The 26896-nt window shown below is 63.2% G+C and carries 25 protein-coding genes and 1 pseudogene; 14 read left to right on the top strand and 12 right to left on the bottom strand.

What is annotated here, in order from left to right; genetic code table 11:
- The first annotated feature begins 1 nt into the window (after position 1).
- The 6 genes from bcsE to DWV00_RS10235 are packed head-to-tail and all read left to right on the top strand — an operon-like array spanning position 2 to position 7418.
- A complete protein-coding gene (gene bcsE / locus DWV00_RS10260) occupies positions 2–2041 on the top strand; it encodes a cellulose biosynthesis protein BcsE (RefSeq protein ID WP_115533474.1) in 2040 nt (679 codons plus the stop codon).
- The gene (locus DWV00_RS10255) at positions 2038–2271 is read left to right on the top strand and encodes a hypothetical protein (RefSeq protein ID WP_115533473.1); all 234 of its coding nucleotides are present in this window, start codon (positions 2038–2040) and stop codon (positions 2269–2271) included. Before bcsE ends, DWV00_RS10255 begins: the two co-directional genes overlap by 4 nt.
- Positions 2268–3047, top strand: a complete 780-nt coding sequence (gene bcsQ, locus DWV00_RS10250) for a cellulose biosynthesis protein BcsQ (protein WP_115533472.1) — start codon at positions 2268–2270, stop codon at positions 3045–3047. The genes DWV00_RS10255 and bcsQ overlap by 4 nt, the downstream gene beginning before the upstream one ends.
- Positions 3044–5587, top strand: coding sequence for a UDP-forming cellulose synthase catalytic subunit (gene bcsA / locus DWV00_RS10245; RefSeq protein WP_115533870.1), 2544 nt, complete (start codon positions 3044–3046; stop codon positions 5585–5587). Before bcsQ ends, bcsA begins: the two co-directional genes overlap by 4 nt.
- 29 nt (positions 5588–5616) lie before the next feature.
- Positions 5617–7170, top strand: coding sequence for a cellulose biosynthesis protein BcsG (gene bcsG / locus DWV00_RS10240; protein WP_115533869.1), 1554 nt, complete (start codon positions 5617–5619; stop codon positions 7168–7170).
- Positions 7152–7418, top strand: a complete 267-nt coding sequence (locus DWV00_RS10235) for a hypothetical protein (RefSeq protein WP_245964814.1) — start codon at positions 7152–7154, stop codon at positions 7416–7418. The genes bcsG and DWV00_RS10235 overlap by 19 nt, the downstream gene beginning before the upstream one ends.
- Before the next feature lie 34 nt (positions 7419–7452).
- Here DWV00_RS10235 and DWV00_RS33985 read toward each other — a convergent pair whose 3' ends face one another.
- The 7 genes and pseudogenes from DWV00_RS33985 to DWV00_RS10205 all read right to left on the bottom strand — a co-directional run bounded on the left by DWV00_RS33985 (position 7453) and on the right by DWV00_RS10205 (position 12040).
- Positions 7453–7605, bottom strand: a complete 153-nt coding sequence (locus DWV00_RS33985) for a hypothetical protein (RefSeq protein ID WP_181885418.1) — start codon at positions 7603–7605, stop codon at positions 7453–7455.
- On the bottom strand, positions 7583–8584 hold the full coding sequence (gene cydB, locus DWV00_RS10230) for a cytochrome d ubiquinol oxidase subunit II (protein ID WP_115533471.1): 1002 nt from the start codon (positions 8582–8584) through the stop codon (positions 7583–7585). Before cydB ends, DWV00_RS33985 begins: the two co-directional genes overlap by 23 nt.
- Positions 8585–8670: 86 nt before the next feature.
- Positions 8671–10062, bottom strand: coding sequence for a cytochrome ubiquinol oxidase subunit I (locus DWV00_RS10225; protein WP_115533470.1), 1392 nt, complete (start codon positions 10060–10062; stop codon positions 8671–8673).
- A 342-nt stretch (positions 10063–10404) separates the two neighbouring features.
- Positions 10405–10683 (bottom strand): BrnA antitoxin family protein, encoded by a 279-nt coding sequence (locus DWV00_RS10220; protein ID WP_115533469.1) that lies wholly within the window; start codon positions 10681–10683, stop codon positions 10405–10407.
- Positions 10646–10942 carry a BrnT family toxin gene (locus tag DWV00_RS10215; protein WP_115533468.1) on the bottom strand — a complete coding sequence of 99 codons (297 nt, stop codon included), beginning with the start codon at positions 10940–10942 and terminating at the stop codon, positions 10646–10648. The genes DWV00_RS10220 and DWV00_RS10215 overlap by 38 nt, the downstream gene beginning before the upstream one ends.
- Before the next feature lie 266 nt (positions 10943–11208).
- A pseudogene (locus DWV00_RS10210) lies at positions 11209–11421 on the bottom strand (trehalase family glycosidase); the annotation flags it as partial.
- A gap of 418 nt (positions 11422–11839) precedes the next feature.
- A complete protein-coding gene (locus DWV00_RS10205) occupies positions 11840–12040 on the bottom strand; it encodes a DUF3562 domain-containing protein (protein WP_115533466.1) in 201 nt (66 codons plus the stop codon).
- Between the two features lie 908 nt (positions 12041–12948).
- Here DWV00_RS10205 and DWV00_RS10200 point away from each other — a divergent pair.
- On the top strand, positions 12949–13410 hold the full coding sequence (locus DWV00_RS10200; RefSeq protein ID WP_147297866.1) for an energy transducer TonB: 462 nt from the start codon (positions 12949–12951) through the stop codon (positions 13408–13410).
- A 71-nt stretch (positions 13411–13481) separates the two neighbouring features.
- Here DWV00_RS10200 and DWV00_RS10195 read toward each other — a convergent pair whose 3' ends face one another.
- Complete coding sequence (locus DWV00_RS10195; protein ID WP_115533464.1) at positions 13482–14816, bottom strand: glutamine synthetase family protein; 1335 nt, start codon at positions 14814–14816, stop codon at positions 13482–13484.
- 766 nt (positions 14817–15582) lie between these two features.
- On the opposite strand from DWV00_RS10195, the gene DWV00_RS10185 reads away from it, so the two are divergent.
- Positions 15583–15993 (top strand): response regulator, encoded by a 411-nt coding sequence (locus DWV00_RS10185; protein WP_115533462.1) that lies wholly within the window; start codon positions 15583–15585, stop codon positions 15991–15993.
- Positions 15994–16247: 254 nt separating this feature from the next.
- Positions 16248–17837 (top strand): PAS domain-containing hybrid sensor histidine kinase/response regulator, encoded by a 1590-nt coding sequence (locus tag DWV00_RS10180; protein ID WP_181885417.1) that lies wholly within the window; start codon positions 16248–16250, stop codon positions 17835–17837.
- Positions 17838–17936: 99 nt separating this feature from the next.
- Here DWV00_RS10180 and DWV00_RS10175 read toward each other — a convergent pair whose 3' ends face one another.
- On the bottom strand, positions 17937–18563 hold the full coding sequence (locus DWV00_RS10175) for a glutathione S-transferase family protein (protein WP_115533460.1): 627 nt from the start codon (positions 18561–18563) through the stop codon (positions 17937–17939).
- Positions 18564–18670: 107 nt separating this feature from the next.
- On the opposite strand from DWV00_RS10175, the gene DWV00_RS10170 reads away from it, so the two are divergent.
- Together DWV00_RS10170 and DWV00_RS10165 are read left to right on the top strand one after the other, a co-directional pair.
- Positions 18671–20323, top strand: coding sequence for an ATP-binding domain-containing protein (locus DWV00_RS10170; protein ID WP_115533459.1), 1653 nt, complete (start codon positions 18671–18673; stop codon positions 20321–20323).
- A 647-nt stretch (positions 20324–20970) separates the two neighbouring features.
- Positions 20971–21282, top strand: a complete 312-nt coding sequence (locus DWV00_RS10165; protein WP_115533458.1) for a YodC family protein — start codon at positions 20971–20973, stop codon at positions 21280–21282.
- A gap of 25 nt (positions 21283–21307) precedes the next feature.
- Here DWV00_RS10165 and DWV00_RS10160 read toward each other — a convergent pair whose 3' ends face one another.
- Positions 21308–21619: a superinfection immunity protein gene (locus DWV00_RS10160; RefSeq protein WP_115533457.1), complete on the bottom strand. Its 312-nt coding sequence runs from the start codon at positions 21617–21619 to the stop codon at positions 21308–21310.
- A gap of 186 nt (positions 21620–21805) precedes the next feature.
- On the opposite strand from DWV00_RS10160, the gene DWV00_RS10155 reads away from it, so the two are divergent.
- Positions 21806–23266 carry a M20 family metallopeptidase gene (locus DWV00_RS10155; protein ID WP_115533456.1) on the top strand — a complete coding sequence of 487 codons (1461 nt, stop codon included), beginning with the start codon at positions 21806–21808 and terminating at the stop codon, positions 23264–23266.
- Positions 23267–23378: 112 nt separating this feature from the next.
- Positions 23379–23957 (top strand): NnrU family protein, encoded by a 579-nt coding sequence (locus DWV00_RS10150; RefSeq protein WP_115533455.1) that lies wholly within the window; start codon positions 23379–23381, stop codon positions 23955–23957.
- 115 nt (positions 23958–24072) lie between these two features.
- On the opposite strand, the gene DWV00_RS10145 is transcribed toward DWV00_RS10150, so the two are convergent.
- Both DWV00_RS10145 and DWV00_RS10140 read right to left on the bottom strand, forming a co-directional pair.
- A complete protein-coding gene (locus DWV00_RS10145) occupies positions 24073–24768 on the bottom strand; it encodes a DUF2968 domain-containing protein (protein ID WP_181885416.1) in 696 nt (231 codons plus the stop codon).
- Positions 24769–24904: 136 nt separating this feature from the next.
- Positions 24905–26116, bottom strand: a complete 1212-nt coding sequence (locus DWV00_RS10140; RefSeq protein WP_115533453.1) for a winged helix-turn-helix domain-containing protein — start codon at positions 26114–26116, stop codon at positions 24905–24907.
- A 282-nt stretch (positions 26117–26398) separates the two neighbouring features.
- On the opposite strand from DWV00_RS10140, the gene DWV00_RS34530 reads away from it, so the two are divergent.
- Positions 26399–26884 (top strand): HVO_A0114 family putative DNA-binding protein, encoded by a 486-nt coding sequence (locus DWV00_RS34530; RefSeq protein WP_245964813.1) that lies wholly within the window; start codon positions 26399–26401, stop codon positions 26882–26884.
- Positions 26885–26896 lie beyond the last annotated feature (12 nt).

The following is a 26896-nucleotide window of genomic DNA, read 5'->3' as shown; positions in this document are numbered from 1 at the left end:
CATGGACGAACGCAAGGAACCCGCATTCGAGCGTGACGAGACGAGCCGGCCCGATGAGGCGGGCGGCGTCGGCGCGGACGCCGCGGGCGAGGGCACGGGTGCCAAACGCTTCGGCGGCCTGGTGCGCGATGCGTTCGCCGCAGCCGCGCCGGCGGGCAGTCGGCTCGCGATCGACGCGTTGCCCGACGAGGTCGCCCAACTGACGCCGGGCAAGTTCTACGCGATTTACGCGAAGCCGCGTACCACCGCATGCGACGCGTTGATCTGGGGCACGGCGAAGGCGGCGCACACGCGCCACGTCACGGTCGTGCTGTCGCGCACGCGCGCGCAAGCGGCGGCGCGCATGCGCGAACTCGGGTTCGGCGAGGGCAGCCCCGCGCGCGGTTGGCCGCGCAATCTAAACGTGCTCGCGATGCTCGGAGCCACGGAGGGCGGCGAGTTCGACGGGGGCACGCAGCCCGGCGCACGCGTCGCGTTCGCGCGTTTGTTCGGCGGGCTGCGCGCGCTCAAGCGGTTCGGTTTCCGTGCGAACGCGTTGTATTTGGTCGAAGGTGCCGAGCGCTGGCTGACCTGGGGCGATCCCGATGCGCTCGCGCGCGAGGGCAGCTTGCTTGCGAACTGGTGCGCGGCGCGGCGGATCGCGCTCGTGCTGCTCCTCGATCCGTCCAAGATGGGCAGCGGCGAGCAGGAAGAGACCGAGGACCCGAACGCTGACAGTTTCATGAGCGACGAACTCACGCAGAAGGCCGGTTATCTCGAGTTCCACGGCGTTTGCGGCGGCGTTGCACGGATGGGGCGTACCCACGGCGAGCTACTGTGGCACGTCGATTTCTGGCGCTTTGGGCGCGCGTTGGCAACCGGGGAAACGCGCGCACTGCGCTTCACCGATGCCGGCGGCTTGAGCGTCGCGCCCGACATGGCTGCGAGTCAGGCGCAAACGGCGCTGCGTCTGGCGCGAGACGAGGCGCGCGTCGTGGCGACGCGCGCCATCGTGGGCGGCGAGAACTGGGTGCCGCCGGAATGGGAGATCGTGGACGACCAGCAGGCCGCCGTGGCCGCGTGCATCGGTGCGCAGGCCGTCACGGTGCTGCTCGACTACCGCGACCGCTCGACGCTCGAACCGCTTTGCGCGGCGGTGCATACGCTTCGGCGCGAGTGCGGACGAGCGTTGAAGATCGTCGTCGTCGAGCGCCGCGAGGCGCTCCGTCATCAATACGAGCTGCTGCTGCTGAGTCTCGGCGCGAACCTCATCGTCGGACGCGAGCTGCCGTTCTCGCGCGTTCAGTCGCTGCTTCGCTCGCTGCAGGGCCAGCTCGATACACGGCCCGTCGCGGCGGATTACCAAGCGGCGCTGGCAGCCGCACTGACCGACGACGTGCGCGGCTATCTGCCTGTCGCGGCGTTTTGCGAGCGTATCGAGGGCGTCCTCGCACGTGGCGCCGTGCTCGATTTGCCGCACGTGCTGGCCAAGATCTCGCTGCTGCCCGATATCGCGCATACGCAGGCGCTCGAGTATTGCGCGCCGCGCCGCGCGGGCGACGTAGCGACGGTCGACTCGGCGCACCTTTACGTGTTCTTGTTCGCATGCCGGCTGCCCGATGCCGACATCGCGCTCAAGCATGTTTTCACGGTGCCGGTCGACCATCTGTCGGACCGGGTCGTCTATTTGGCCGAAGCGAGTATCGAGCGTGAGGTGAAGGCGTTGGCCGAGGCGAATCGGCGCGCGCCGATCGCCGACTACAGCGATCTGTTTCGTGTGGCGCCGGTGCGCGAGCCGCAGCGCGCGAGCGCGACGGCGCAGGCGCCGAGCGTGTCCTCGCCGTCATCCGGGGATGCGGCCGCTCAGCTCGAAGCCGTCGAAAGCATGCTGGAAAAAATGAACGGAGGCGGTTCCGCCTCGCGCCGCTCGCCGGAGGGTTCAGCGCCGGACGCCACGGCTGCCGTCGCATCGGCAAAACGCTCGCCGCCGCGCGCCCCCGCCTACCGGCGCGGTGCCGAACCTTGGCCGATGCCGGTGCGCGGCGAAGGAGGTGCGAAATGATTCCGTTCTTGATCCTCTGTGTGGGGGCCGGCATCGTGTTCGCGATTCCGGTCTGGATCGTGTCGCAGCGTTTCGGCGCGAGGCGCGGGTTGCAGGCCGCGCGCCGCTTCAATCCGGACGACGCGGTACCGTGCGTGATCGAACCCGTCGCGCTCAGGGGGCGCTTGATGCCCGACCTCGATCGCGTCGAGGACGACGGCGAACGTAGCGAACCCGGAGGCGCGCAATGAAGACGGTGGCGCTCGTGTCGACCGCCGGCGGTGCCGGCCGGACCACCTTGGCGGCTGCGATGTCGGTCCTGCTCGCACGCCGCGGCCGTCCGGTGGCGGCGGTGGATCTCGATCCGCAAAACATGCTCGGCGCGCATCTGGGCTTGGACACGTTCGCGCAAGCCGGCTTTGCCCACGCGATGGCGGGACGTGCGGAGCCCTGGCGCGGCAATACGTGGCGCAATGCGGAAGGCGTGCTGTTCGCCCCGCATGGAGAGATGACGCTCGCCGAACGAGCTGTGTACGAGGCCAGGCTCGCGGAGAAGCCGCATTGGTTGGCCGATGCGCTCGCTCAAATCGATTTTCCGCCGCGCGGCGTGGTCCTCGTCGATACGGCGCGCTTCCCGTCGCAGCAGGCGGCTCAGGCCGTGCGGGCGGCCGATCTCGTACTGTGCGTGACCCCACCCGAGCCGGCGGCCTGTGCAACGCTGGCGCGCCGCTTCCCGAGCCTGCGCGAGACGGACGCCACCGTCAAAGTCGTCGTCAACCGGCTCAACCCCGCACGCGAAATGCAACGCGACGCGCTGGCATTGCTGCGTGCCGCCGTCGGCGACGCGCTCGAACTCGCGCATCGCGTGCATTTCGACGCGGCCGTGCCCGAATCGCTGGCCCGCGGCGGATGGATCTTCGACGACGTCCCGCATTCGCAGGCGTCGCATGACTTGCACGGCCTCGCGAACTGGCTCGACGCATGGTTGGGCGCGGCGGCCGGCGCCGGCTCGGAGCGAGCGCGATGAGAGCGCGGATCGCCGGCGCGGTGCGCCATGCTCGTACGCGGCTGATCGAATGGATCGCCGTGGGCCTTGGCCTGCCGGAGTCGCGCACGCCGCTCGATTGGTTCGTTCGCCTCTTGTTCATGCCGCCGCGGGCCGGCAAACCCGATCTGCCGCGACGCTGGGCACGCGCTGCGTTTCTCGGACTCGCCGCGCGCTGGGGCGTGCTCGACGCGCGCAGCTTTCGTTCGTGGCTATGGCGCGCGCTCGTGCGGCCGCCGCGGCCGCGCGCGCGGCCCGATGTCTCGCGCGCACGCGAGGCGTTCGATCACATCGAGCGCTGGCTGTTGCCGACGGCGCTCTTCGTGCGCGGCATCTGGCGGCGGCTCGAAGCGCTCGTCGATCTATTGCCGTGGCAGCGTTGGAGCGATGCGATGGAGCGGGGCACCGAGCGCATCGGCCACGTGCGCTGGCTTCTGCCGCTGGTGACGTTTTTCGGCGCGCTGCTATGGATGGGCGTGGGCGCTTCCCCGCTGCAGGCCGGCGGGCAAGTGCAGTTCTTCGCATTTACGATCGCTGCCGCGCTGATCGTGCGCCGCTTTCCCGGGCGCCTGCCCGTGTTGATTCTCGCGACGCTTTCGCTGCTCGCGATGGCGCGCTACATTCTCTGGCGCGTGACCGAAACGCTGACGTTCCGCACGCCGATGGAGGCGATCGTCGGCTATGCGTTGTTCTCGGCCGAGATGTACACGTGGCTCATCATGACGTTCGGTCTGATCCAGACGGCATGGCCGCTGAACCGTACGATCGCGCGGCTGCCGAGCGATCCGTCCACCTGGCCGACGGTCGACATCTACATTCCGACTTACAACGAGCCGCTCGCCGTCGTGCGTCCCGCCGTCTTCGCGGCGCAAGGTGTCGATTGGCCGTCGTCGAAGCTGCGCGTGTATTTGCTCGACGACGGGCGCCGCCCCGAGTTCGAAGCGTTCGCGCGCGAGGCCGGCATCGAGTATGTGACGCGTACCGACAACCGCAACGCCAAAGCAGGCAACATCAATGCGGCGCTCAAGCGCACGCACGGCGAATACATCGCGATTTTCGATTGCGATCACGTGCCTACGCGCTCGTTCTTGCAGACGACGATGGGCACGTTCCTGCGCGATCCGAAATGCGCGATGGTGCAGACGCCTCATCACTTCTTCTCGCCCGATCCGTTCGAGCGCAACCTGGGCACGTTCAACAGGGTGCCGAACGAGGGCAAGCTCTTCTACGGCCTCGTGCAAGCCGGCAACGATCTATGGAACGCGTCGTTCTTCTGCGGCTCGTGCGCGATCATCAGCCGCGAAGCGCTCGAAGCGGTGGGCGGCGTGGCCGTCGAGACCGTGACGGAGGACGCGCATACGGCGCTGCGGCTGCACCGCAAGGGCTATACGACGGCGTATCTGCCCACGGTGCAGGCGGCGGGCCTCGCGACCGAAAGCTTGGCGGGACACATCAAACAGCGCACACGCTGGGCGCGCGGCATGGCGCAGATCTTCCGCATCGACAATCCGTTTCTCGGGCGCGGCCTCGGCCTGTTCCAGCGGCTGTGCTACGGCAACGCGATGATGCACTTCTTCTACGGCGTGCCGCGCTTGATCTTTCTCGTCATGCCGATGGCGTACCTGTTCTTTCAGCTCTACTTCATCAACGCCGCGGCGACGACGATCGCGAGCTACGTGCTGCCGTACATCTTCCTCTCGAACATCGCCAACTCGCGCATGCAAGGCCAATACCGTCACTCGTTCTGGGCCGAAGTCTACGAATCGGTGCTGGCCTGGTACATCGCGTTGCCGACGACATTCGCGTTCTTCAGCCCGAAGCACGGCAAATTCAATGTGACGGAGAAAGGCGGGCGGGTGGACGAAGGCTACTTCGACTGGGCCGTGTCGAAGCCCTATCTCGTGCTGCTCGGCATGAATGTCGCGGCGTTCACGGCCGGTGCCTTCCGCCTCACGTTCAATCCGAACGGCGAGGGGGCAACGATCATCATGAACATGGTTTGGACCATCTATAACCTCGCGCTGCTGGGCGCGGCGGTGAGCGTGGCCAGCGAGGCGAAGCAGGTACGCGTCACGCACCGCATTTCCATGCGTGTGCCGGCCACGCTGCTGCTGGCCGACGGCACCACCGTCGCCTGCATGACGAGCGATTATTCGACCGGCGGGCTCGGGCTGGAGTTGCCCGTCGAGGACATCGAACTGGACCGCGGGCTGGCGGTGCACGTCACGTTGAGCCGTGGCGACCGCATCTTCCACTTCCCGGCTCGCGTCACGCGTCTTGCCGGCCGCCATTTGGGGCTGCAGTTCGAAGCGCTGACGCTCGACCAGGAGCGCCAGTTCGTGCAGTGCACGTTCGGCCGCGCCGATGCCTGGCTCAGCGGCGACGAAAAGCCGGTGGACGATATGCCGCTGGCCGGGTTCAAGGAAGTGATGTTGATGGGTGTCGAAGGGTATGCTCGATTGGCCCAAGGGGCGATGCGCTCGGTGCGCTCGCTGCTCGCGCTCGATCGAGCTCGCTATTGAGCGGGAAGCGGGAAGCCGGGAAAAATTTCATGAGTTTTTGGAATCTCTATTTCATCCTTAAGTTGTACCTGTTCGAAGCGGGGCATCTGAAACCGGTCTGGATCGCCAATATCGCGTTCATTGCCGCGCTCGCGCTGTCGAGCCCGATCCGGCAGCGCGGCTGGCGCTTCGTTCGGTTCGTCGTGGGGCTCGGCATCGGCCTGCCGCTGCTCTATTACGAAGCCATCGTGCCGCCGTTCTCGCGCGTGATCGAGGAGGCAGGGGCGCTCGCATCGTTCACGCCCGGCTACTGGCTCGAGCTGGCGGGGCGCTTCATTCCGCCGATGCTGATCGCCGTGGCCCTTGCTGTGATCGTCGGCCACTGGCTCGTCAACCGTTGGCTGCGCGTGACGACGCTCGTCGTCGTCGCGCTCGTCGCGTTACCGATATGGCATACCGCCAGCCTTGCGATCACGGCCGCGCAGACCGCGCGTGCGAGCAGCGGTCCCAATACCGCCGTGGTCGAGCAGCCGCTCGATCACAACGCCGCGCTGGCCGCGTTCCGCACCTCGGAGTCGCAACGCCAAGTCACGTTCGGCAAGCTCAGCAGCAATCCCAGCGAGCAGTTCGACGTCATCATCATTCATATCTGCTCGCTGTCGTGGGACGATCTCGACTACGTCAAGGCCCGCAACAATCCGATGCTGAGCCACTTCGACTATTTGCTGACGAACTTCAGCACGGCGGCGAGCTACAGCGGTCCCGCCGCGGTTCGCGTGCTGCGTGCAAGCTGCGGGCAAGAGGCGCACGCGGATCTCTACAAGCCGGCGCCGCAGCAGTGCTACCTGATGAGCGATCTCGCCCGCGCCGGCTTCACGCCGCAGATCTTGTTGAATCACGACGGGCACTTCGACAACTTCCTGGACCTGGTCAAAACCAACTCGAACATTCCCAATATCACCGTCGAGTCGAATGACAATGCGACCGTCTCGCAGCATGCGTTCGATGGATCGAATGTCCATGACGATTATTCGACGTGGGCGAACTGGTACGCGAAGCGCGCGCAAACGCCGGGGCCCGTCGCGCTTTACTACAACACCATCAGCCTGCATGACGGCGCCCGCGTCATCGGCAAGGAGCAGTTGTCGAGCCTCGAGTCCTATCCGTATCGCGTCAACACGTTGATGAACGAAGTCGATCAACTGTCCGACTTGATCGCGAAATCGGGCCGGCGCGCCGTTATCGTCTTCGTACCCGAGCATGGCGCGGCGTTGCGTGGCGATGCGAACCAGGTCTCGGGCCTGCGTGAAATTCCGACCCCGCACATCATTCACGGGCCGGTGGGTGTGCGGCTCGTGGGGTTCCTTGGCACGCATGGTCCGACCACCGTCATCGATAAGCCGACGAGTTTCCTCGCGCTGGCGCAATTGCTGTCGAACTTGGTGTCGAATAGTCCTTTCAAGCCTGGCGTGTCGCTGTCGCAGTACGCGGCCGGGTTGCCCGAGACGCAGATGGTCGGCGAAAACGAGGGTACCGTGACGATGAAGACCGCCAGCGGTTATGCTGTGAAGACGCCCGACGGCGTATGGGTGGATCAGAAATGACGATCGACGAGTCCGGCGGCCCCGGCTGGCCCATCAACGATATCGGCGGTCTCGCGCGCCACGTGCCCGAGGTCGATCCACGCCAGTACTTCGACGAGCAGGCGCGTCTCGCCTACGAGGACGCGCTCGTCAAATGGCCGGTGCTTGCGCGGCTGATGGGGCTCGTCGATGAATCCGGCGAGCCGCAAACGAGCGAGCAGGGCACCCGCTCCACAGAGATGCCGTTGCCGTCGGCATCGGCGCGCTGAAGCATGCCCTCCGCGGACGAATCCTCGTCCGCCCTCACTTCGAGACGGCGAACAGTGTCGCGTTCATCAATAGCTTGAACGCTTCGCCGAGCAGCACGGCGCTGCCGACACCGACGCACCAGAGCGCGATGAACCACACCCAGCGCGGCAAGGCGCCGCGCCGCTTAATGATAGTGATGCTCGCCATGGCGCACCTTCCCGCGGAAAACCCAGTAACCGAGCATCGTGTAGGCCATGATGATCGGCAAGATGATGACGGCGCCCGTCAGGGTGAACGTGAGGCTGTGCTCCGGCGCGGCCGCTTGCCAGAGCGTGACGGACGAGGGAATCGCGTACGGCCATAACGTCGCCAGCAGTCCCGCATAGCCGAGCACGACGAAGCTCATCGCCAGGATGAACGGGCGCGTGTGGTGACGATCATGCGCCGCGCGCCGCATCAGATAGGCGCAGATCGCGACGAGGAAAGGCGCAGGCAGCATGCGGTGGAACCATTGGGCGCTGAACCAGCGTGCGGCCACCTCGGGTTCTTGCAGCGGCGTCCAAATGCTGACGGCGACGATGAAGGCGATCAGCAGGAGCGTGAGCGGCCATACGAGCCGATGCAGGCGGCGTTGCAAATCGTCTTCGGTCTTCGCGACGAGCCAGCAGCATCCGAGCAGTGCATAGGTGGCGACCACACCCAGGCCCGTGAGCAGCGTGAACGGCGTGAGCCAGCCGAATGCGTCGCCCGCGAACTCGCCGTTGGCGAGTGGAATGCCCTGCACGAATGCGCCGAGCGAGATGCCTTGAAAGAACGCCGCGCCGCTGGAGCCGCCGATGAACGCGAGGTCCCACAAGTGCTTCGTGCGTGAGGCCTTGCCGCGAATCTCGAACGAAACGCCGCGCAAGATCAAGCACGCGAGCATCGCGACGAGCGGCAGATAGAGCGCCGACAGCACGGTGGCGTAGACGAGCGGAAACGCGCCGAACAATGCGGCGCCGCCGAGCACGAGCCAGGTTTCGTTGCCGTCCCAGACCGGGGCGACGGTACTCATCATGAGATCGCGTTCGCGCGTGTCGGGAAAGAGCGGGAAGACGATTCCGATGCCGAGATCGAAGCCGTCGAGCACGACGTAAAACAGCAGGCCGAGCGCGATGATCGCGGCCCAGACGACGGTGACATCCATGGTAAATCCTCGAATGGCGAAAATTCGGTGTTCAGATTTCGACGCGTGGCGTTGGCATTGGCATTGGCGCTCTCTCGGGCGTCACATCAGGCCGTGAAGGCGAGCGCTCGCCGTTCGCCCGGGTGGGCTTCGCGTGTGTCGTCGTCGCCGTCCCGGGTGATGTGCGGGCCCGCATGCATGAGCTTGAGCATGTAGTAGATGCCGGTGCCGAACACGAGGAAGTACACGACGACGAACGTCATGAGCGAGAGGCCCACTTGCTGCGCCGAGAGCGGCGAGATGGCCTGCGACGTGCGCATGACGCCGTAGACGACCCAAGGCTGGCGGCCGACTTCGGTCGTGACCCAGCCGGCCAGCAGCGTGACGAAGCCGCTCGGACCCATTAGGAGTGCGAAACGATGAAACCATCGCGTTTCGTAGAGCCGGCCGCGTCGTTCGAGGCGCCAAGCCGCTACGGCCAGCGCGATCATCAGCATGCCCAGGCCGACCATCACGCGGAAGCTCCAGAAGACGACGGTGGAGTTCGGGCGCTCTTCGCGCGGGAACGACTTCAAGCCGCGAATCTCGCCGTCCCACGTATGCGTGAGCAGCAGCGAACCCAGATGCGGCACGGGCAGCGCATAGCGGGTCGTTTCGGCTTGCATGTCGGGCACGCCGAATAGGTTGAGCGCGGTGCCGTTCGTTTCGGTGTTCCACAGGCCTTCGATCGCGGCGATTTTGGCCGGCTGATAGCGCAGCGTGTTCAGACCGTGCTGGTCGCCGACGAATGCCTGCAGCGGGGCAAGCGCGAGCAGCAGCCATAGGGCCATCGAGAACATCTTCTTGACCGCGGGATCGCGGCGGCCCTTCAACAAATGCCACGCTCCGGTTGCGGCAACGGCCAGCGCGGCCACGAGGAATGCAGCCAGCGTCATATGCACGAGGCGGTAGGGGAACGACGGGTTGAAGACGATCTTGAACCAATCGACGGGGACGACGTGACCGTCGGCGATCGTGAAGCCTTGAGGCGTCTGCATCCAACTGTTCGACGCGAGAATCCAGAACGCCGACATCAGCGTGCCGATGGCGACGGTCAGCGTGGCGGCGAAGTGCGCGCGCGGTCCCACGCGATTCCAGCCGAAGAGCATGATGCCGAGGAAGCCCGCCTCGAGAAAGAAGGCGGTCATGACCTCGTAGGTCAGCAGTGCGCCGGTGATCGGCCCCGCGAACTTCGAGAAGCCGGCCCAATTCGTGCCGAACTCATAGGCCATGACCACGCCCGATACGACGCCCATGCCGAATGCGACGGCGAAGATCTTCGACCAGAACAGGCACAAGTCCTTGTAATAGGCTTTGCCGGTTTTGAGCCAGCGCCATTCGAGCACGGCGATAAAACTCGCCAGGCCGATGCTGAGTGCGGGGAAGACGATATGAAACGAAATGGTGAAAGCGAACTGGATGCGCGCGAGGTCGAGGGCGCTGAACGATGACGATTCCATGGCGAAATACCGTTGACAAGACGAGCGACGCGCGCCGGCTCTTGTCGACGCGCACTGCATGAGCAGCTAGCCGCAAGCGTAGATCAGCGAGGGAGAAAATGCTGCACCGCGCGAGAGGGGCCGCGCGGGCGAAAGGTGCGGCAATTTACCGTATCGACACGTGTTAACGCGCTGACGGCAAAGCGAAAAATCGATGCGCTGCAGCACGAGGCCGATGCGGCAAGTTCGTCGAACTGCGGCAATACACCGCGCGGGTGTGCGCGGCTTGCTTGATGGAGATCGGCTGCGGCTGAGCGGGCCGAGTGCTAGTTACTCGTAACCCGCTTGCCGATTGACATCGCATTACGCGGGGCTGTGCGTATCGAGCCATTCGCGCAGGGCGTTGTTCATCCGAGTTTGCCAGCCTTCGCCGGTCGTTCTGAACCGCTCGATGATGTCGGCGTCGTAACGGACAGTCATCGCTATCTTCGGATGTTCGAGCTTGGGCCTTCCGCCGCGTCGCTTCATTTGCGCGAACTGCGCATCCGACGGTACGAATGTGTCCGGATCGGCGTCGATGCCGCGCTGGATCGCAGCGTCTTCTTCAGGCGTCGGTATGTGCAGCTTCGGTTTGTTCGACATAGCGTTTGACCTCTCGCGAATTTGCCCTGCGCAGGCTAATGACTCGGAATGTGTTGCCGCGCTGCGTAAACACGGTGCAGTACAGATAACCTTCGATTTGCGCATAGCCGACCTCGCGCAGCTCGCCGTAATCGCGCCGGCCGCCCGGTGCGGACCAGACCTCCGACCAGTCGATCGATGCCGCAAGCCTGAGCGATACGCCGTGCTTTCGCCAGTTGGCCTCGCTTTTGGCGGGATCGAAGGTCGTTTCGTAGGTTATTGTAGTTACAAAAAAATAGAGCGCAACCTATATTTGTAGTTACAAGAACGGGTGGTTCGCACACGCGCCAACGGTTGCGATTCGCGGCTGAGCGTCGGACTGAGCGATTTGAAGCTGGGAGGCGAGGATACGAAACCACCGCGCTCGAGCATAGATATCGCTTTTTTCTCGAGGGGCGGTCGCGCGGAAATATCAGTCGGGATTACTGTGACGCCACGACCCGCTAGGGCGGCTCGCACCGACGTGGCGATGAAGTTGCGCGGCTACTTCTGATAGGCACGCTCGCCTTCGGCGTTGGCCGCGACCTGAACCATGAGGGCGAAGAACGGCGGCTGCGAGCGGCTGAGATAGTCGGTGCGGTTGCCGTTGGGGATGTGCCCGAATGGGTCGACCTCGTAGGCGAAGTCGTCGACGAGATCCTCATGCTTCGATTCCTGCAGGCCCAGCATCGTGAAATACGTGTCCTAGTAGTAGCCCTCGTGGCGGTTCGGCGATTTTGCCCTTGGAGAAATGAAAAGAAATCGGAGGGAAGTGCCGATGCGATGAAAATCGGGCGGTTTAGGTTTGCTTGACTCAAAAATAAAACAGACCGTTCAGTCTATTTCGATGTCGTATTCATTGAATCTATTCGAGAAGAGGCTGATGTAGCGATTGAAGCCGGAATGCAGTGCAAGTCTTGAAGCAGACGTTCGAGCGTAGATAAGCAGGACACGGCACGTATCGATGCCGTATCGGCAGGTGGGACGCCGCGCTACGAGGAAGCACTACGCCGCTCTACGGCTACGGCGCGCGAGCAGCACGTTGCACGCGGGGCATGAAAAGCACGAAGGCGTGCGCCGGAGCGGCACGCCTTCGCATGATTAGGTCTGAAGAATCGAATCTTAGCCGTTCCGCCGGCTAGTGGCGGTTCCGCCGGCTTTGATTGAGCAGGTCTTCGCGCACGCGTTTGGTGACGAGCACGGCGAGGTAGTCGGTGATCTGAGCGCCATCGCTGAACGCTTGCCAGATCTGCGAAACCATTGCCGATACGGTTTCGCGCGGGGCGCCGGTGTCATTCGCGATCGATTGCACCAGGTCGTCCACGTTCGGTTGCGTCATATCAATCTCCGAGGGGAGGGGCGCGGAGATGAGGTGTGCCGCGCGCGCCTCTCGCTATTTAAGACGATGTTGGCTGCGATGCCAATTGAAATGCCCTATCGCGCTTGCGGCGGTTCGTAGCGGGCCGGCCGCCGCAGGTCGCGCGCACACCGCTTCGGTGCCGCATCGAAGGCGTTCAAGACTCTCGCATCGATGCCGTTAAAAGCACGTATGCGTGTCGGCCGCCGATACATCGAGCGCACGTCGATTAAGCCTAAATCAATCAAGAGAATATGAAAAAGACAGCGTGCATCATCGGATCACTGATTCTCGCGGGCTGCGCCAGCGCGGGCCGCATTGGTGATTTGCCCAAAATCGCGGACGGCACCGCATCCTCGACATTGGTCGTTGTGAGACCCACCAATGTGATCGGTATGGCGAACAGCGATTATGTTGCATTCGACGGCAAGGACGTCTTCAGCATCCGCTCGGGAGAAAACACGCGCTTCCCGATCCCGGCTGGACAGCACACAGTTACCGTGAAATGTTTCGGTGGTTGGTCCCCCACCTGGAAGGAGGACACCAAATCGTTTGTCGCCGAAAAGAATCAGGCCGATTACTTTTCCATTTCTCCGGGCCTCACTTGCTCGAAGATCGAGCAAGTGAGCGAGGCGGAAGGAAAGTCGCAGCTCGAAAGGACGACGTTCATCGATCCCGCTATCTCTTCGAATCGAGATATTCAGTCTTCGGAATCGACGAGACCTAATAGGAGTGTTCGGTCTTCTGAGCCGGCCAGTCCCAACAATACCGTTCAATCATCCGAATCGGCGAGCACCGGCGAAAGCGTTCAACCCTCTCCTGTAGGGTCCAGCCAGTGCCCCATCGAACTGCGGCACGGCGTACGCGAGGCCGTTTGCGCATCGCTGGCCATGTCTCCTCCGCTTGCGCCTTCGCATGCGCAAACGGCCCCGGCCACAGTTGCTCAGACAGCGCCTTCGCTTGCCGCACCGGCAACACCTGGGACACCCGCAACGCCCGTTGCACCCGCCGCGACGCCGCCCCACACGCGAGTGGTCACGAAGACCGTAGGGGGCCAGCAGATCACCTGCGATATCCCGCTTCCGAAATATCCGAGCGAAGCGCGGAAGCTTCATCAGACAGGCACGGTCATCGTTCGCATCACCATCTGGCCGCCGAACATCGTCAAGCAATTGACGGTGATGGAGTCGAGCGGAAACACCACGTTCGATGCGGCGGCGATGAGGGCGGCCGAAGGAACGGTTTGCACGAGCACCGAGCGACGCTTCCAGTTGTTCCAGTCTTTTGAATTCGATTTGCGGAACGATTCCGATGCACAAGCTGGTGAGAACGAGGACGCGTTCGCGCAATAGAGCGAGTTAGGCGTTGGGCCGTCGATCTACCGCGGGCGCGCACGCCGATGCGCACCCATCGCCCCTCGAACTCAAACATTGAGCAGCAGATGCTTGCGCTCCCATGAGCTGATGACGCGGAAGAATGCTTCGTATTCGGTTTCCTTCAACACTAGGTAGGCCTTCACGAACGGATGGCCGAATAGCTCGGCGAGCGGCTCGCAGGCGCCCATCAGTGTCAGGGCTTCCTCGAGGTTGCGCGGCAGCTGGTAGGGCAGTGCATAACCGTCGGAGCTCAATGGCTCGGTCGGTGCCAGGTTTTTCGTCATCCCCAGATAGCCTGCCGCGAGCGTGGCCGCGATCGCGAGGTACGGGTTGCAATCGACGCCGGGGATGCGGTTCTCCACACGCCTCATTGCGGCGGCCGAATGCGGAATGCGGAACCCTACCGTGCGATTGTCATAACCCCATTGCACGTTGATCGGTGCGGCCATGAAGCGCGACAGGCGCCGATACGAGTTGATGTACGGCGCAAAGATCGGCATCAGTGCCGGGGTGTACTTCTGCAAGCCGGCAATGTACGAATGAAACAGCGGTGACGGCGAGCCGTCGGCCGCGGTGAACAGATTGCGGTTCGTTGCGATGTCGCTCAGGCTTTGATGAATGTGCATGGCCGAACCGGGTTCGTGTTCCATCGGTTTGGCCATGAACGTCGCGTACATTTGATGGCGCAGCGCCGTTTCGCGCACCGTGCGCTTGAACAAGAAGACGCGATCGGCGAGTTCGAGCGGATCGCCGTGCAGAAAGTTGATTTCCATTTGCCCTGCGCCCACCTCATGAATCAGCGTGTCGACTTCGAGGCCTTGTACGTCGCAGTACTCGTAGATGTCTTCGAACAGCGGGTCGAATTCGTTGACGGCTTCGATCGAATAAGCCTGCCGTCCCGTTTCGGCGCGGCCCGTGCGGCCCACGGGAGGACGTAGCGGGAGATCGGGGTCTTTGTTCATATCGACGAGATAGAACTCGAGTTCCGGCGCCACGATGGGCCGCCAGCCGCGTGCGCGATACTGCTCGAGAATGCGCCGTAGCACGTAGCGTGGCGAGATCTGCACCGGCGTGCCGTCGAAATGCACGCAATCGTGAATGACTTGCGCGGTGGGATCGACGGCCCAGGGAATGAGACGCATCGTCGAAGCATCCGGGACGCAGATCATGTCCGGGTCGGTGACGCCCGTGAGGCTGCCATCCGATGGATACTCGCCGGTGACGGTCTGAACCATCACCGCTTGCGGTAGGCGCATCGATTCGCCCGATTCGAACTTGCTGCGCGGAATGATCTTGCCGCGCGCGATGCCGGCCATGTCGGGAATGATCGCTTCGATCTCGGTAATGTTGTGATGTCTAAGAAATTCGTCGATCTCTTGCATGACGCTCTCCCTGTGTAAGGCCGGACCGCGGCTGCGACATCGACGATCGGCTTTACTTTTTTCTAATTTATTTCGGATTCCTAATGATTTGGACGTGCTCGAAGCACACACGATGTGCCGGGCGGTGCATCGTTCGTGCGACGAAACGGCAAGGGGCGATACCGGGCGGGAGGCGCTAGGGCAACAGCGACGCGACGTCGTCGCGTTGTGCGGCAAGATGGGCGCGCGTGGCGGGGAGATTGCGCCGGCGTATGCAACGGTACGACAAATGGCCTTGGACTTTCACGATGACACTCGATTGGCGACGTGAACGTGTGGGCTGCACCGCGCGCGGATGAAACGATGCGCGCATGCAAACGCCACGAGGCCTTGCTTGCGTCTTACCGGTTTGCTTTCACGGCATGCAAACATCTGCATTGCACGCAAGACGCGCAAAGCCGTGTTTTCAGCATATACGAGCCGCGAGCGGCGTCAATCCCTTGCTTTTTGCGCGGCCGGGGCGGCGAGGGGGGAATGGCGAGCCGGCGCCACGGCCATCTCGGACAATTCACCACCCATACGCGCCATCCGCGTCGGTTCGGGTGCCGGCGACTCGCATCGCGATCGTCATCGTCGTAACTTAACGGCGTGGTATCGTCCGCCCCGTCTCCGGTTCTTGCATGTCGAACGATGTGCACCGGTAGCGTTTGACGGCTCGCATGCAACTTCTGCGAGGGTGAAACGGTCCGAGGGGCTGGCGTATGTATCGATAGCGACAACAACGGGTATGAACGGACTGATGAGACTCGAACAAGTGACCGTGGTCGTCGTCGAAGACGACCCGTCCAGCAGAGAGTCGCTTGCAATGATGCTCGAAGCGGAGGGCGCGCGCGTCGTGGCCGCCGCCGATGCCGAGGAAGGCGTGGAAGCCGTGCTGCAATTGGCGCCCGATGCCGTCGTGTGCGACCTGGACTTGCCGGCCATGGACGGTTTTTACCTGATCCAGCGGCTAAGGGACGACGAAATCCGCAACGATCGATCGCCCGCGGTGGCGCTCGCGCTGACGGGGCATGCCGACGACGCCTACCGCCTGCGCAGTATCGGCGAGGGCTTTCACCACTTCATGAGAAAGCCTGCGGAGCCGGAGCAGATCGTGTCGCTGCTCGCGGACGCCGTGGCGGCGCGGGCCATCGGCTAGCGGTGAGGCGCGTCCCGGGCGCGCGGCAGTTTTTGCAAAAGCCACTGTCAAAGTTGCTCTCGCAACGATAGGCAGTGGTGCGATGCTTCGCTCGAATGAGTTAAGTCGACGGCGCCCGCTTCGCGCGGCCTGCGCCGGTGAAGCCCCGCGCTCGCTCGCGCGGGCGTTTCGATGCGGTAGGCATGCGTTGTGCTTTGGTGGGTTTCCAGCGGCAATCCTCTGTCGCATTTTTCCAAAGAACATACGCCGCCGTCATGCGTCCGGATAGCTTCGCCAGCGACAGTCACACTTTCTCGCCGCCGCCCCCCGAACCGGTGGTCACGTCTGAAGAACGGCTCCGCATCCTGCTCGAGTCGGTTCAGGACTACGCCATTTACTTGCTCGATACCGACGGCTGCATCATCAGCTGGAACAGCGGTGCCGAGAAGATCAAGGGTTACGCCGCGCAAGAGGTGCTCGGGCAGCACTTCTCGATGTTCTATCCCCCTGACGACGTCGCCAAGGGCACGCCCGAGGCCGAACTCGCCACGGCCGCGCGAACGGGCCGCGTCGAGGACGAGGGCTGGCGCGTGCGCAAGGACGGCACGATGTTCTGGGCCAACGTCGTGATCACGGCCGTCTACGCATCGGGCGACGACGGCCGGCGGCTGCGCGGCTTCGCGAAAGTCACGCGCGACATGACGGAGCGTAAGCGGCTACGCGAACTCGAAGCCGCGAGCCAGCACATGAACGAGTTCTTGGCGACCCTCGCTCACGAGTTGCGCAACCCGCTGGCGCCTGTCAGCAATGCGCTCAGCGTGATGATGCTGGAGCCGCTCGTCAGCCCGACGCTGCGGCAGTGCCGCGACATGATCGATCGCCAGATTTCCCATTTGACGCGTCTCGTCGACGATTTGCTCGACGCCGGCCGCGTCACCACTAGAAAAGTGGCGCTGCGCCTCGAGCCCGTGGAGCTGTCGGATATCGTCGTGCGCGCGATCGAGATGATTCGTCCGCATGTGGTTTCGCGCCAGCAAGCGATCGAAGTGCATGTGCCGCAGACGGGCATCGTCGTGAACGGCGACGGAACGCGGCTCGTGCAAGTCGTGCAGGGTCTGCTCAACAATGCATCGAAGTTCTCCGAGCACGGCGGGCGGATCGGCATCGAAATCGACAAGGTCGGCACATTCGCGCGCGTGCGCGTATCGGACGACGGCTGCGGCATCGATGCCGTGGCCATCGATTCGATCTTCGATCTGTTCGTGCAGGCCGACAACCGGTTCGAGCGCAAGGAGAGCGGCCTTGGAATCGGCCTTACGCTGTGCCGCTGGCTCGTGGAGATGCACGGCGGCTCGGTCGAGGCGTCGAGCGAAGGCCTCGGGCGCGGGGCGACGTTCACGGTGAGGCTGCCGCTGTTCGCGGTGCAAGACGCCGCGAACGACGAAGGCATGACCGGGCAAACGCGCGAGCGTAACGATCTCGGAACGCTCGCGGTGCTCGTGGTCGACGACAACTGCGACTCCGCCGACAGCATGGCGATGCTGCTGCGCATGAAGGGGCATCGCGTGCAGGTGGCCTACAGCGGCGCGCAGGCGCTCGATGCCGCCGAACGCGCCGAACGGATCGACGTTGCCCTCATCGATATCGCGATGCCGGGTGCCGACGGCTTCGCCGTACTGCGTCAGTTGAAGCGAACGAAGGCGCTGAGCGGCGCCTGCTTTGCGGCGATGACGGGGTTCGGTCAGGAAAGCGATGTTGCGCGCTCGCTCGGCGAGGGCTTCGACCAGCATCTGACCAAGCCCGTGCAATTGCAACTGCTCGACACGTTGCTCGCGCGCGCCGAAGAGCGCCGCAGGCAGTCGTGATCTCCGGGTTGCGCCGTTGACCGCTGAGCACCGAGCGTTGCGCAACGGTCAGTGTCCGTCGCCCGCCGCCCGATCTACGCTCTACGGCTGCCCGTGTCCTCAGGTCAGCGGCAGATCGATGTGCTTCTTGAACGCGGCCCGCTGCGTCAACCGCTGATACCAGCGCTCGAGGCTGGGCATGGGCGGGCGATCGATCCCTTCCACGCCGAACCAGCGTTTCGCGAATGCGCCGAGGACGATGTCGGCGATCGTGAAACGATCTCCCTCCGGGTGGAAGCGTCCCTGCAAGTGCCCGTCGACGATCTTCCAGCGCGCGATCAGCGTCTTCACGTTGGCGGCGAGCGCCTCCATGTCGCGCTGCTCGGGCGGCGTGCGCACGAGCGTCAGGAACACCGGGCGTTCCGCGGGGACCAGCGACGAAATCGACCAATCGAGCCAGCGGTCGATGCTTGCGCGCAGTTTCGGTTCGGCCGGGTAGAGCGAACTCGACGCGCCGTACTGCATCGCGAGATAGCGCAGGATCGAATTCGATTCCCACAAGACGAACGTGCCGTCCACGAGCGTGGGGATTTGGCCGTTCGGATTGAGTTCCCGATAGTCCGGGTCGTTGACCCGGCCGAACTGCAGGCCGGCATCGACGCGGTCGAACGGCAGGCTCAGCTCGTCGCAGCACCAGAGCAGCTTTTGTACGTTGACCGAGTTGGCTCTGCCCCAAATCTTCAGCATTTGATCGTTCCTCCAGAAGAATGCGGCATCAATCTCTACATGAGCGTGGGCCGCGCGGTTTGTACAATACGCCGAATTAAAAACGTCAAAGCGAGGATCAGCCCGCCATGGCACGCCTTATTCCCGACGATTGGAAGAATCTAGCCGCAACCGGCGCCGCCGAGCGCGAACGCGAAACGCTCGCGTTGCTCGAGGCGGCGCTGCCCGATGACTACACCGTGTATCACGGCGTGCATTGGACACGCCTGAATCGGGCTTTCTCCGTATTCGGCGAAGCGGACTTCGTCATCGTGAGCCCGGCGGGCCGTGTCATGCTCGTCGAGCAAAAGGCGGGCTTCCTGCGCGAGACCCCGAAAGGCCTCGTCAAGGTGTACCTGCAGACCGAGCGCAACGTTTCGGTTCAACTGGCGCGGACGCTCGAAAATCTGCATCGGCGATTCACGGCGGCGTTCGGCGCGGGCACGTACTGTATCGAAGCGCTGCTGTTTTGTCCCGATTACATTGTCAAAAACGCCGCGATTGCCGGCGTGCCGTCCGAAAGCATCGTCGATGCGACCCGCAAGGACCGCCTCGCGTCCGTCATCCTAGGGGCATTGCCGGCCGACGAGCCGAAGCAGCCTTGCTCGGCGAAGATCCATCATTTTCTGGCCGACGAATTGGCTTTGACGCCCGACACGAGCGCGCTCGTCGGGCAGGCGGGCACGCTCGTCACGCGGCTCTCGGGCGGATTGGCGACCTGGGCGCGCCGGCTCGAGTTCAAGCCGTTTCGGCTGCGGGTGATCGGCACCGCCGGTTCGGGCAAGACCCAGCTGGCCGTGCAGGTGATGAAAGACGCCGCGGCAAAGGGCAAGCGCGCGCTGTACGTCTGCTTCAATCGGCCGCTCGCCGACCATATCTCGCGCGTCGCGCCGGAGGGCGCGCGCATCGCGAACTACCACCAGCTCTGCGATTCGGTCGCGCGCGACGTCGGCGCGGTGCAGGATTTTCGCGCCACCGATGTCTTCGGCCGCCTCGAGGCGGCATTCGCGAGCGCGCCGATCGGAGAGCGATGGAAGTTCGACGTGTTGATCGTCGACGAAGGGCAGGATTTTCAGGAGGCGTGGGTGGAGGCCCTCGCGCGTCTCGTGAAGCCTGATGGCGCCTGGTGGTGGCTCGAGGATCCGCTGCAAAACCTCTACATGCGAGAACCCGTCGCGCTGCCGGGATGGACGGTGCTGACGGAGACGACGAACTATCGCAGCCCGCGCGACATCCTCGAGTTCGTGCGCGAGAAGGTCGGCGCGGCCGTGCCCCGCGCGTCCGGGCTTACGGCAGGCAGCCCCTTCGACGGATCGCAGATATCCTTCACTTCCTATGACGGAGCGCACGAAGAGGCCGTCGTCGATGCCACCAAGCGCGCGATCACCCAGGCGCTCTCGCTGGGGTTTCGCAAGCAAGACATCGCCGTGCTCTCGTTTCGGGGGCGCGAAGGCTCGCTACTGACGGCGCTCGAGCACTTGGGGCCACATCGGCTGCGCAGCTTCACGGGCAAGTACGATCTATTCGGCAATCCGGAATATCGGGAAGGGGACGTCCTGCTCGAGTCGATCTATCGCTTCAAGGGGCAGTCGGCACCGTGCGTGGTGCTCACCGAGGTCGATTTCGACGAATTCGACGAGCGCGCGGCCCGCAAGCTGTTCGTGGGCGCTACGCGCGCGACGATGAAGCTGATCGTCGTGGGCTCGCGCCGTGCCTGCGCCGCGCTTGAAGCCCAAGACTGAAAACCGATCGGCCGCCCGGTGCGCCGCGACTATCTTACCGAAGTGGTCGTGGCGATTTAGAGGTGAACCGGTAATTTAAGGATGAATGAAGGGCCGGGTGAAGGGTCTATGAATAGAAAACGATTTCATTTTCCCGGAGTGATTTTATCGGCTTGTGGTTATACGAATCCGATAATGATGCAATGCGGAATTGATCTCGATCAAAAAGAATGAACGGCTTGCGCTATATCGCTGTCATACCGTTCGTATGAGGAGGGCCAAGGAGGGCCAAGGAGGGCCACGAGCCGCTCGCCCTTGCCTTCGTGAAGCCCAGCATGAGCGGGCGCCGGGGCGCATGCCCGTGAATTTGAAAAGTAAGATTGTTGCATTTTAATGTAGTTCTGGCCCTAAAAACTTGGAAGTCGATTTCCCGTGGCCGGGATAGGGTTGATTCACCCGATCTCGGTGGTTGGATTTAATATTCTTTCTCCATGTTTTCCCTAAAATCACTTGTAGAATAAAAATTCTATTGTTAGTCTCTCTCTGACCTCTGCGTTATTGCGAGGTAATGAATGAGCGAGTGGTTTCGGTGTTTCCGTTCCGTTCGCTACCGCACAATTGGATTGCCACCCGTTTTTGACGGTTTGATGCTTTGCGACGGAGTACATATGGCGACCGCTACTCGTGACCCGGTTGAGCAGTTTTGCGTAGGCGATGTCGTGACGCTGAAGATGGGCGGCTCACGTATGACGGTCACGGCCGTCACGGGCGGTGGCGTGTTATGTCAATGGTTCGACGAATACGGCGAGTTCCGGCAAGAGATGTTCGAGCGCGAGGCGCTCGGGAGCGAGCCGCGTTCGATTTCACCGGGTCTCGCGCATGTCCGCCGCTATGCCGCTGCGATGGCCGGGACGGTTGCCGGTTCGGTGGCCGCGGGCGTGCCGTTCGTCCAGAGCGTGCTGAAGCCCACTACCGCTTGAGCTTTAATCCCTTTCAGGCACCGCGCTAGCGGTGCGCTTCGCGGTGTTTGGCGGCGCGCTGGTTGACGCGGGCCATCAAGCCCGTGGAAAAAGCCGTCATACGCAGCAGCTTGCGCTTTGCCGTGACGTCGCGCGCAAGGTGCGCCGGCGGATTCGGCAGGTGCGCCCAGTACAGCGCCATGAGCCAACCCACGATCGTCCAGCCCATCAACGCGTTGAACAGTGCGAGGACGAGGATGTCCTGGCGTTTGCGATGATCGGCGATGATCGCCGGCAAAAAGTAGATCGCCAGCGCAAACACCACCTCGACGACCTGTAAGGCAATTCGATCCAACATGATGCGAACCTCTAGGGTGCTGACCTCTAGGGAGGGGTGTGACAGATTGTCGCGCGTTCTGCGATTCTTTGCTTGGCAGCCTACGAACCGCTTGCGCTTGCCTGTTTTTTCGGCCGTGCCCGCCCGGTTCTTGATTGGGACTAATCAGGACTATCATGTGCGCTTTGACTGCCAGAGCCGACCGCCATGACCGCACTTGATGCGCAGCAGCAAAATGCCTCGATCGACCGCGCCGCCTTGACCGAATTCGTCGAGCGCAAATGGAACGATGAGATCGTCCCCGCGCTGACCGACTACATTGCCGTTCCCGCCAAGAGCCCCGCTTTCGACGCCGATTGGGAAAAGCACGGATACCTCGAGCGTGTCGTTGCCGATGCGGCAACGTGGGCACAAGCGCAGCGCGTGCAAGGGCTCAAGCTCGAGATCGTCCGTTTGCCCGGGCGTACGCCCGTCATCTTCTTCGAAACGCCGGCAACCCGCTCGGGCAGCACCGACACGGTGGTGCTCTACGGCCACCTCGACAAGCAGCCCGAGTTCGACGGATGGCGCCGCGATCTAGGGCCGTGGACGCCCAAGTTCGAGGACGGCAAGCTGTACGGCCGCGGCGGAGCGGACGACGGCTATGCCATCTACGCGAGCCTCACCGCGCTGGCGGCGCTCGATGCGCAAGGTATCGAACGGCCGCGCTGCGTGGGGATCATCGAAACCTGCGAAGAATCGGGCAGCTACGATTTGCTCCCCTATGTCGATGCGCTGCGCGAGCGGCTCGGCAACGTCGGCCTCGTCGTGTGCCTCGATTCGGGCGCCGGCAACTACGATCAGCTTTGGCTGACCACTTCGCTACGGGGTCTCGTAGGCGGGTCGCTGGAAGTGCACGTGCTCGACGAGGGCGTTCACTCGGGCGGTTTCGGCGGCATCGTGCCGTCCAGCTTCCGCATCATGCGTCAGTTGTTCGAACGGCTGGAGGACTCGGCCACGGGTAACTTGCTGCCGTCGAGTTTTCATTGCGACATTCCGCCGAGCCGCTTGGTCGAGGCGCGTGCGACGGCGGGAATTCTGGGCGACGAGGTATGGAAGGGTTCGCCTTGGGCATGCGGGCAAGACGGCAAGCCCGTATTGCCGGTCACCACCGATCCCTATGAGGCCTTGCTCAATGGGACGTGGCGGCCTTCGCTGTCGGTCACGGGGGCGGAAGGGCTGCCTCCGCTCGCGAGCGCGGGCAACGTGCTGCGTCCGCGGACGGCGTTCAAATTGTCGCTGCGCATTCCCGCGCTCGTCGACGCGGCGCGCGCCGTTGCCGATCTGAAAGCCTTGCTCGAACTCGATCCGCCCTATAACGCGAAGGTGACGTTCAAGCCGGATGCCGCCGCCTCCGGGTGGAACGCGCCCGAGCTTGCACCGTGGCTGGGAGCGGCGGTCAACGAGGCCTCGCGCGACTACTTCGGCGCCGACTGCGCGTTCATCGGGCAAGGCGGCACGATTCCGTTGATGAACGTATTGCAGGAAGGTTTTCCGAAGTCGCAATTCGTCGTCTGCGGCGTGCTCGGCCCGAAATCGAACGCGCACGGCCCGAACGAGTTCTTGCATGTGCCCTATGCCAAGAAGTTGACGGCGGCTATGGCGCAGGTGATCGCGGCGGCGCCATGATGGCCATCATGTTGACGCGCTTCGACGCGTGAAAGCATAGCGGGCGCCGCGCGGCGCCCGCGGAATCTCTCTGCGGCACGGAACGACAGTAGTCAATAACAAGGAGTTCTACGTGGCGATACTGATTCTGGGCTTGGTGATTTTCATCGGCGTGCACTCGATACGGCTCGTGTCGCCGTCGTGGCGCGATGCGCAGGTCGCGCGGCTCGGGGAGCAGGGCTGGAAGGGCCTTTATTCCATTGCCTCGATCGTCGGTTTCGTTCTGATCGTCTGGGGCTACGGTGTGGCGAGGCGTACGCCGATGGTGCTGTGGATGCCGCCTCTGGGCATTCGGCACCTGACGGCATTGCTGGTTCTCATCTCATTCGTGCTGATCGCCGCGGCTTACGTGCCCGGCAATCGGATCAAGCGCATGATCGGGCACCCGATGATGGTGGGCGTCGCGATTTGGGCGCTCGGGCATCTGCTGGCGAACGGGACGCTCAATGCGATTGTGCTGTTCGGGGTCTTTCTCGTCTGGGGCGCCGTCGGCGCGATCGTTTCGCGCAGCCGCGATCGAGCGGCCGGGGTGCAATATCCGACGGGCACGGTTTCGGGCGATGCGAAGGTCGTCATCGTCGGCTTGATCGCCTGGGCGATCTTCGCTTTCGCGCTGCATCGCTGGCTGATCGGAGTGAGTCCGCTCGCTTGATCGGCTCTTTTTGCGCTTAGCCGAGCTTTCGCCGTTGCGACCGTTGCACCGGCACCGGCGGATTGGACTCGATCCGCCAGCAATGGGCAATCTTTCGAACGGCGTCGAAGCCCGCCTAGCTCTCCGAGCGGCGGCAGGTCAGATGCGGGATACGTTCGTTGCTTGTGACAGACAGTTGGTGAAGCTGTCGCATCGCCTTGTTCAACCGTGCCTGTGATGCCACGCGCTGCATCTCCAGTTGCTGGATGTCCTTCCGCGCCAACTGCTGACGGCTGTTGACGAGCTGAGTCTGCTCCGCATGGCGCTCGAGATCCTGGCGTAACTGCTCCGCTTGCGCTTCCGAGGCCGCGATCATGGCCTCGGCGCGCTCGTTTTGCGCTTCCAGCTGCTGGTGCCTCAATTCCACGTCGGCGAGCCGTACCGCCTGGTCCTCGAAATTCCGAAATGCGGATTCCGCCGCATCGAGTTCGGTCGCATGCAGCGCGCGCCACAGTGTTCCTTCCTGAGACAGCGTGATGTAGTAGGACACGTCCGAGCGGCAAAACAGCAGGTTCACCGAGTACGAGAACGTCTGCAACGTTCTTAGACAGGACAACGCCTGCCGCTCGCCTAACGCTTCCACCGCAGTGACTTCCGCGGTCTGCACCGCTCGTGCGTTACCTGTCGGCATCACTGCGTTCATGGGACGTAGCGGCGACACCGTCGGCGCAGGCGGAGCGCCTTTGTCCGGCGGCGCGACGTCCAACGACTCAGTGCCGACGATCTCGTCGACCAGGGTCTCCTTGACCGCCTCGGCGGCGTACCTGTTCATGTGCAATCTCATGCTCGACCTCCCGCGTGCAGATAGCCCGGTTTCCCGGTTCCCGATGGAAGCTTGCAGTGGTGCGGGAGCATGTAGCGTTCCTGCGCTGCGCTGCGCTGCGCTGCGCTGCGCGGTTCGGGGCCGGTCACTGTACGGCCAACAGCGCTTCGGCAATCTCCCGCGGTGCCGATCCGATCGCCAATTGCGGCGTGCCGTGCCAATCGGCACAGCGCGCGAGCGCGCGGCGTAAATCTGCAAGCAGCGATGCGCTTACGCGCACGCCCGGCTCCAGATGGAGCGATTTCAATTCGAACACGCCTTGTGCGCGATGGGCTTTCGCATCGACGCGTCCGATCAATCGCCCTCGATGCAGAATAGGTAAACAGAAATAACCGTACTTGCGCTTGGCCGCCGGCGTATAGCATTCGATCGCGTAATCGAAGTCGAATAGCACGGTCGCGCGCTTGCGGTCCCATACCACCGGATCGAACGGGGAGAGCACCGTCGTGACCGTGGAGCGCAAGCGGCCTTGCGCGGCATCGTCGATCAAGGGTGCCAACTCGATCGGCACGAACACGTCTTCTTTCCATCCTTCGACGCGGACTGGGATCACCTCGCCGAGATCGGCTAATGCATGGAGTTCAGCCGTGTATTTGCGCCGCTCGATCCGGTAGTAATCGGCGATCCAATCGCCGCGCGCGACGCCCAGCGCCCGGCAGGTGCGCGCCACGAGAATAGGCAGCACCGTGTCGGCGGCGGGTAGATCGCGCATGTCGCTCCAATTCGGCAGCACGCGCTCGGCGACGTCATAGACGCGATGAAAATTGCGCCGCTCGGCCACCATCAAATGTCCAAGCGTGAACAGGACTTCGAGGTGGCGCTTTTCGGGTTTCCAATCCCACCACCCGTTGCCTGTCCCCGCCTCGCGCTCGAAGTCCGCCGCGCGCACGGGTCCGTTATCGCGAACGTGTTCGAGTAGCAGATCGATATCCGCTTTGTGGCGCTGGTGCCAGTCGGCCGCGTATTTCCAGCCCATCTTGCTGGGATCGAGCATCCGGTGGCGCATGAGCCCGTAGTCTTCGATCGGAACGAAGCAGGCTTCGTGCGACCAGTACTCGAATAGGCGGCCTTCCGCCAAGTGCTCGTCGAGCCATTGCGGCGTGTAAGGGCCGATCCGGCTGAAGAGGACCAGATACGGGCTGCGCGCGACGACATGGATCGTGTCGATCTGTAATTGCGCCATGCGCTGGATCGCGGCCAGCACGTCTTCCTTCGTGGCCTTGCGGCGCGGAGGAGCAAGGAGCCCTTGGGCGGCAAGATGGAGCGTGCGGGCAGCGGCGAGCGGGAGCGGCGTCATCGGGTGGGTTAGGGTGCTTTTGTTTTTATAACTCTATGCGGAAGCGTACACCGGCTCGGTACAGGGGACATCGAGCGTCGCGAAACGATGACAGCTGCCTAATGGGAGCGATGGTCTCTGTCCGAGTGCGGTCGCGCCTGCACTTGCTGCGGTGCGATAAGCGTTACTTGGTCCTATATCGGAAGCAAAGCGCCAAGGTGTTCTCCGGTGACCCCAATATGTGCGGCTCGTGCCAGCGTGATAGTTGGAGACAAAGCCTCTTGTGTGAGATGGGAGAGTGAAATGGTCGAAAGACCGACGATCCACGATATTGAGAAAATCGCAATGGCCATCGAGGCTGACGCTGGCGAACCGATACCGGCTCTGCGCCGGGCACTCGCAGAGGCCACAGCGTGCATCGGTCGCGTGACGACCCCCGAGCAGATAGGCAAGTTGAATGTCCACGTGGGTAGTAATAGGGACATGGGGCGGCGCTTCTCGGCCGCTTTCGAGCGGGCAATGGCGGGCGAGGATTTCGAGGAGCGGCACGTAACGTTTCTTTCGTTGGAAGAGATGATGACGGCACTGACGCCGAAGCGACTGGAGTTGCTACGCTACCTGCACCGTGCAGGTGCGGATAGCGTCAAGGCGTTGGCGCGCGAACTCGATCGCGATTACAAGCATGTACACGAAGACGTCGCGATCCTAGAGGGGGCGGGACTCATTGTTCGAGAAGACGGGCGTTTGACTGCGCCGCGGGAAGCGGTCACGGCAGAAGTTTCCCTGTAGTCGGGAGGGGCT

The organism is Trinickia dinghuensis, assembly GCF_003367175.1.
GTDB lineage: Bacteria > Pseudomonadota > Gammaproteobacteria > Burkholderiales > Burkholderiaceae > Trinickia > Trinickia dinghuensis.
Note: the sequence above shows the minus strand (reverse complement) of the source record. Positions and strands in the feature narration are given on the sequence as shown.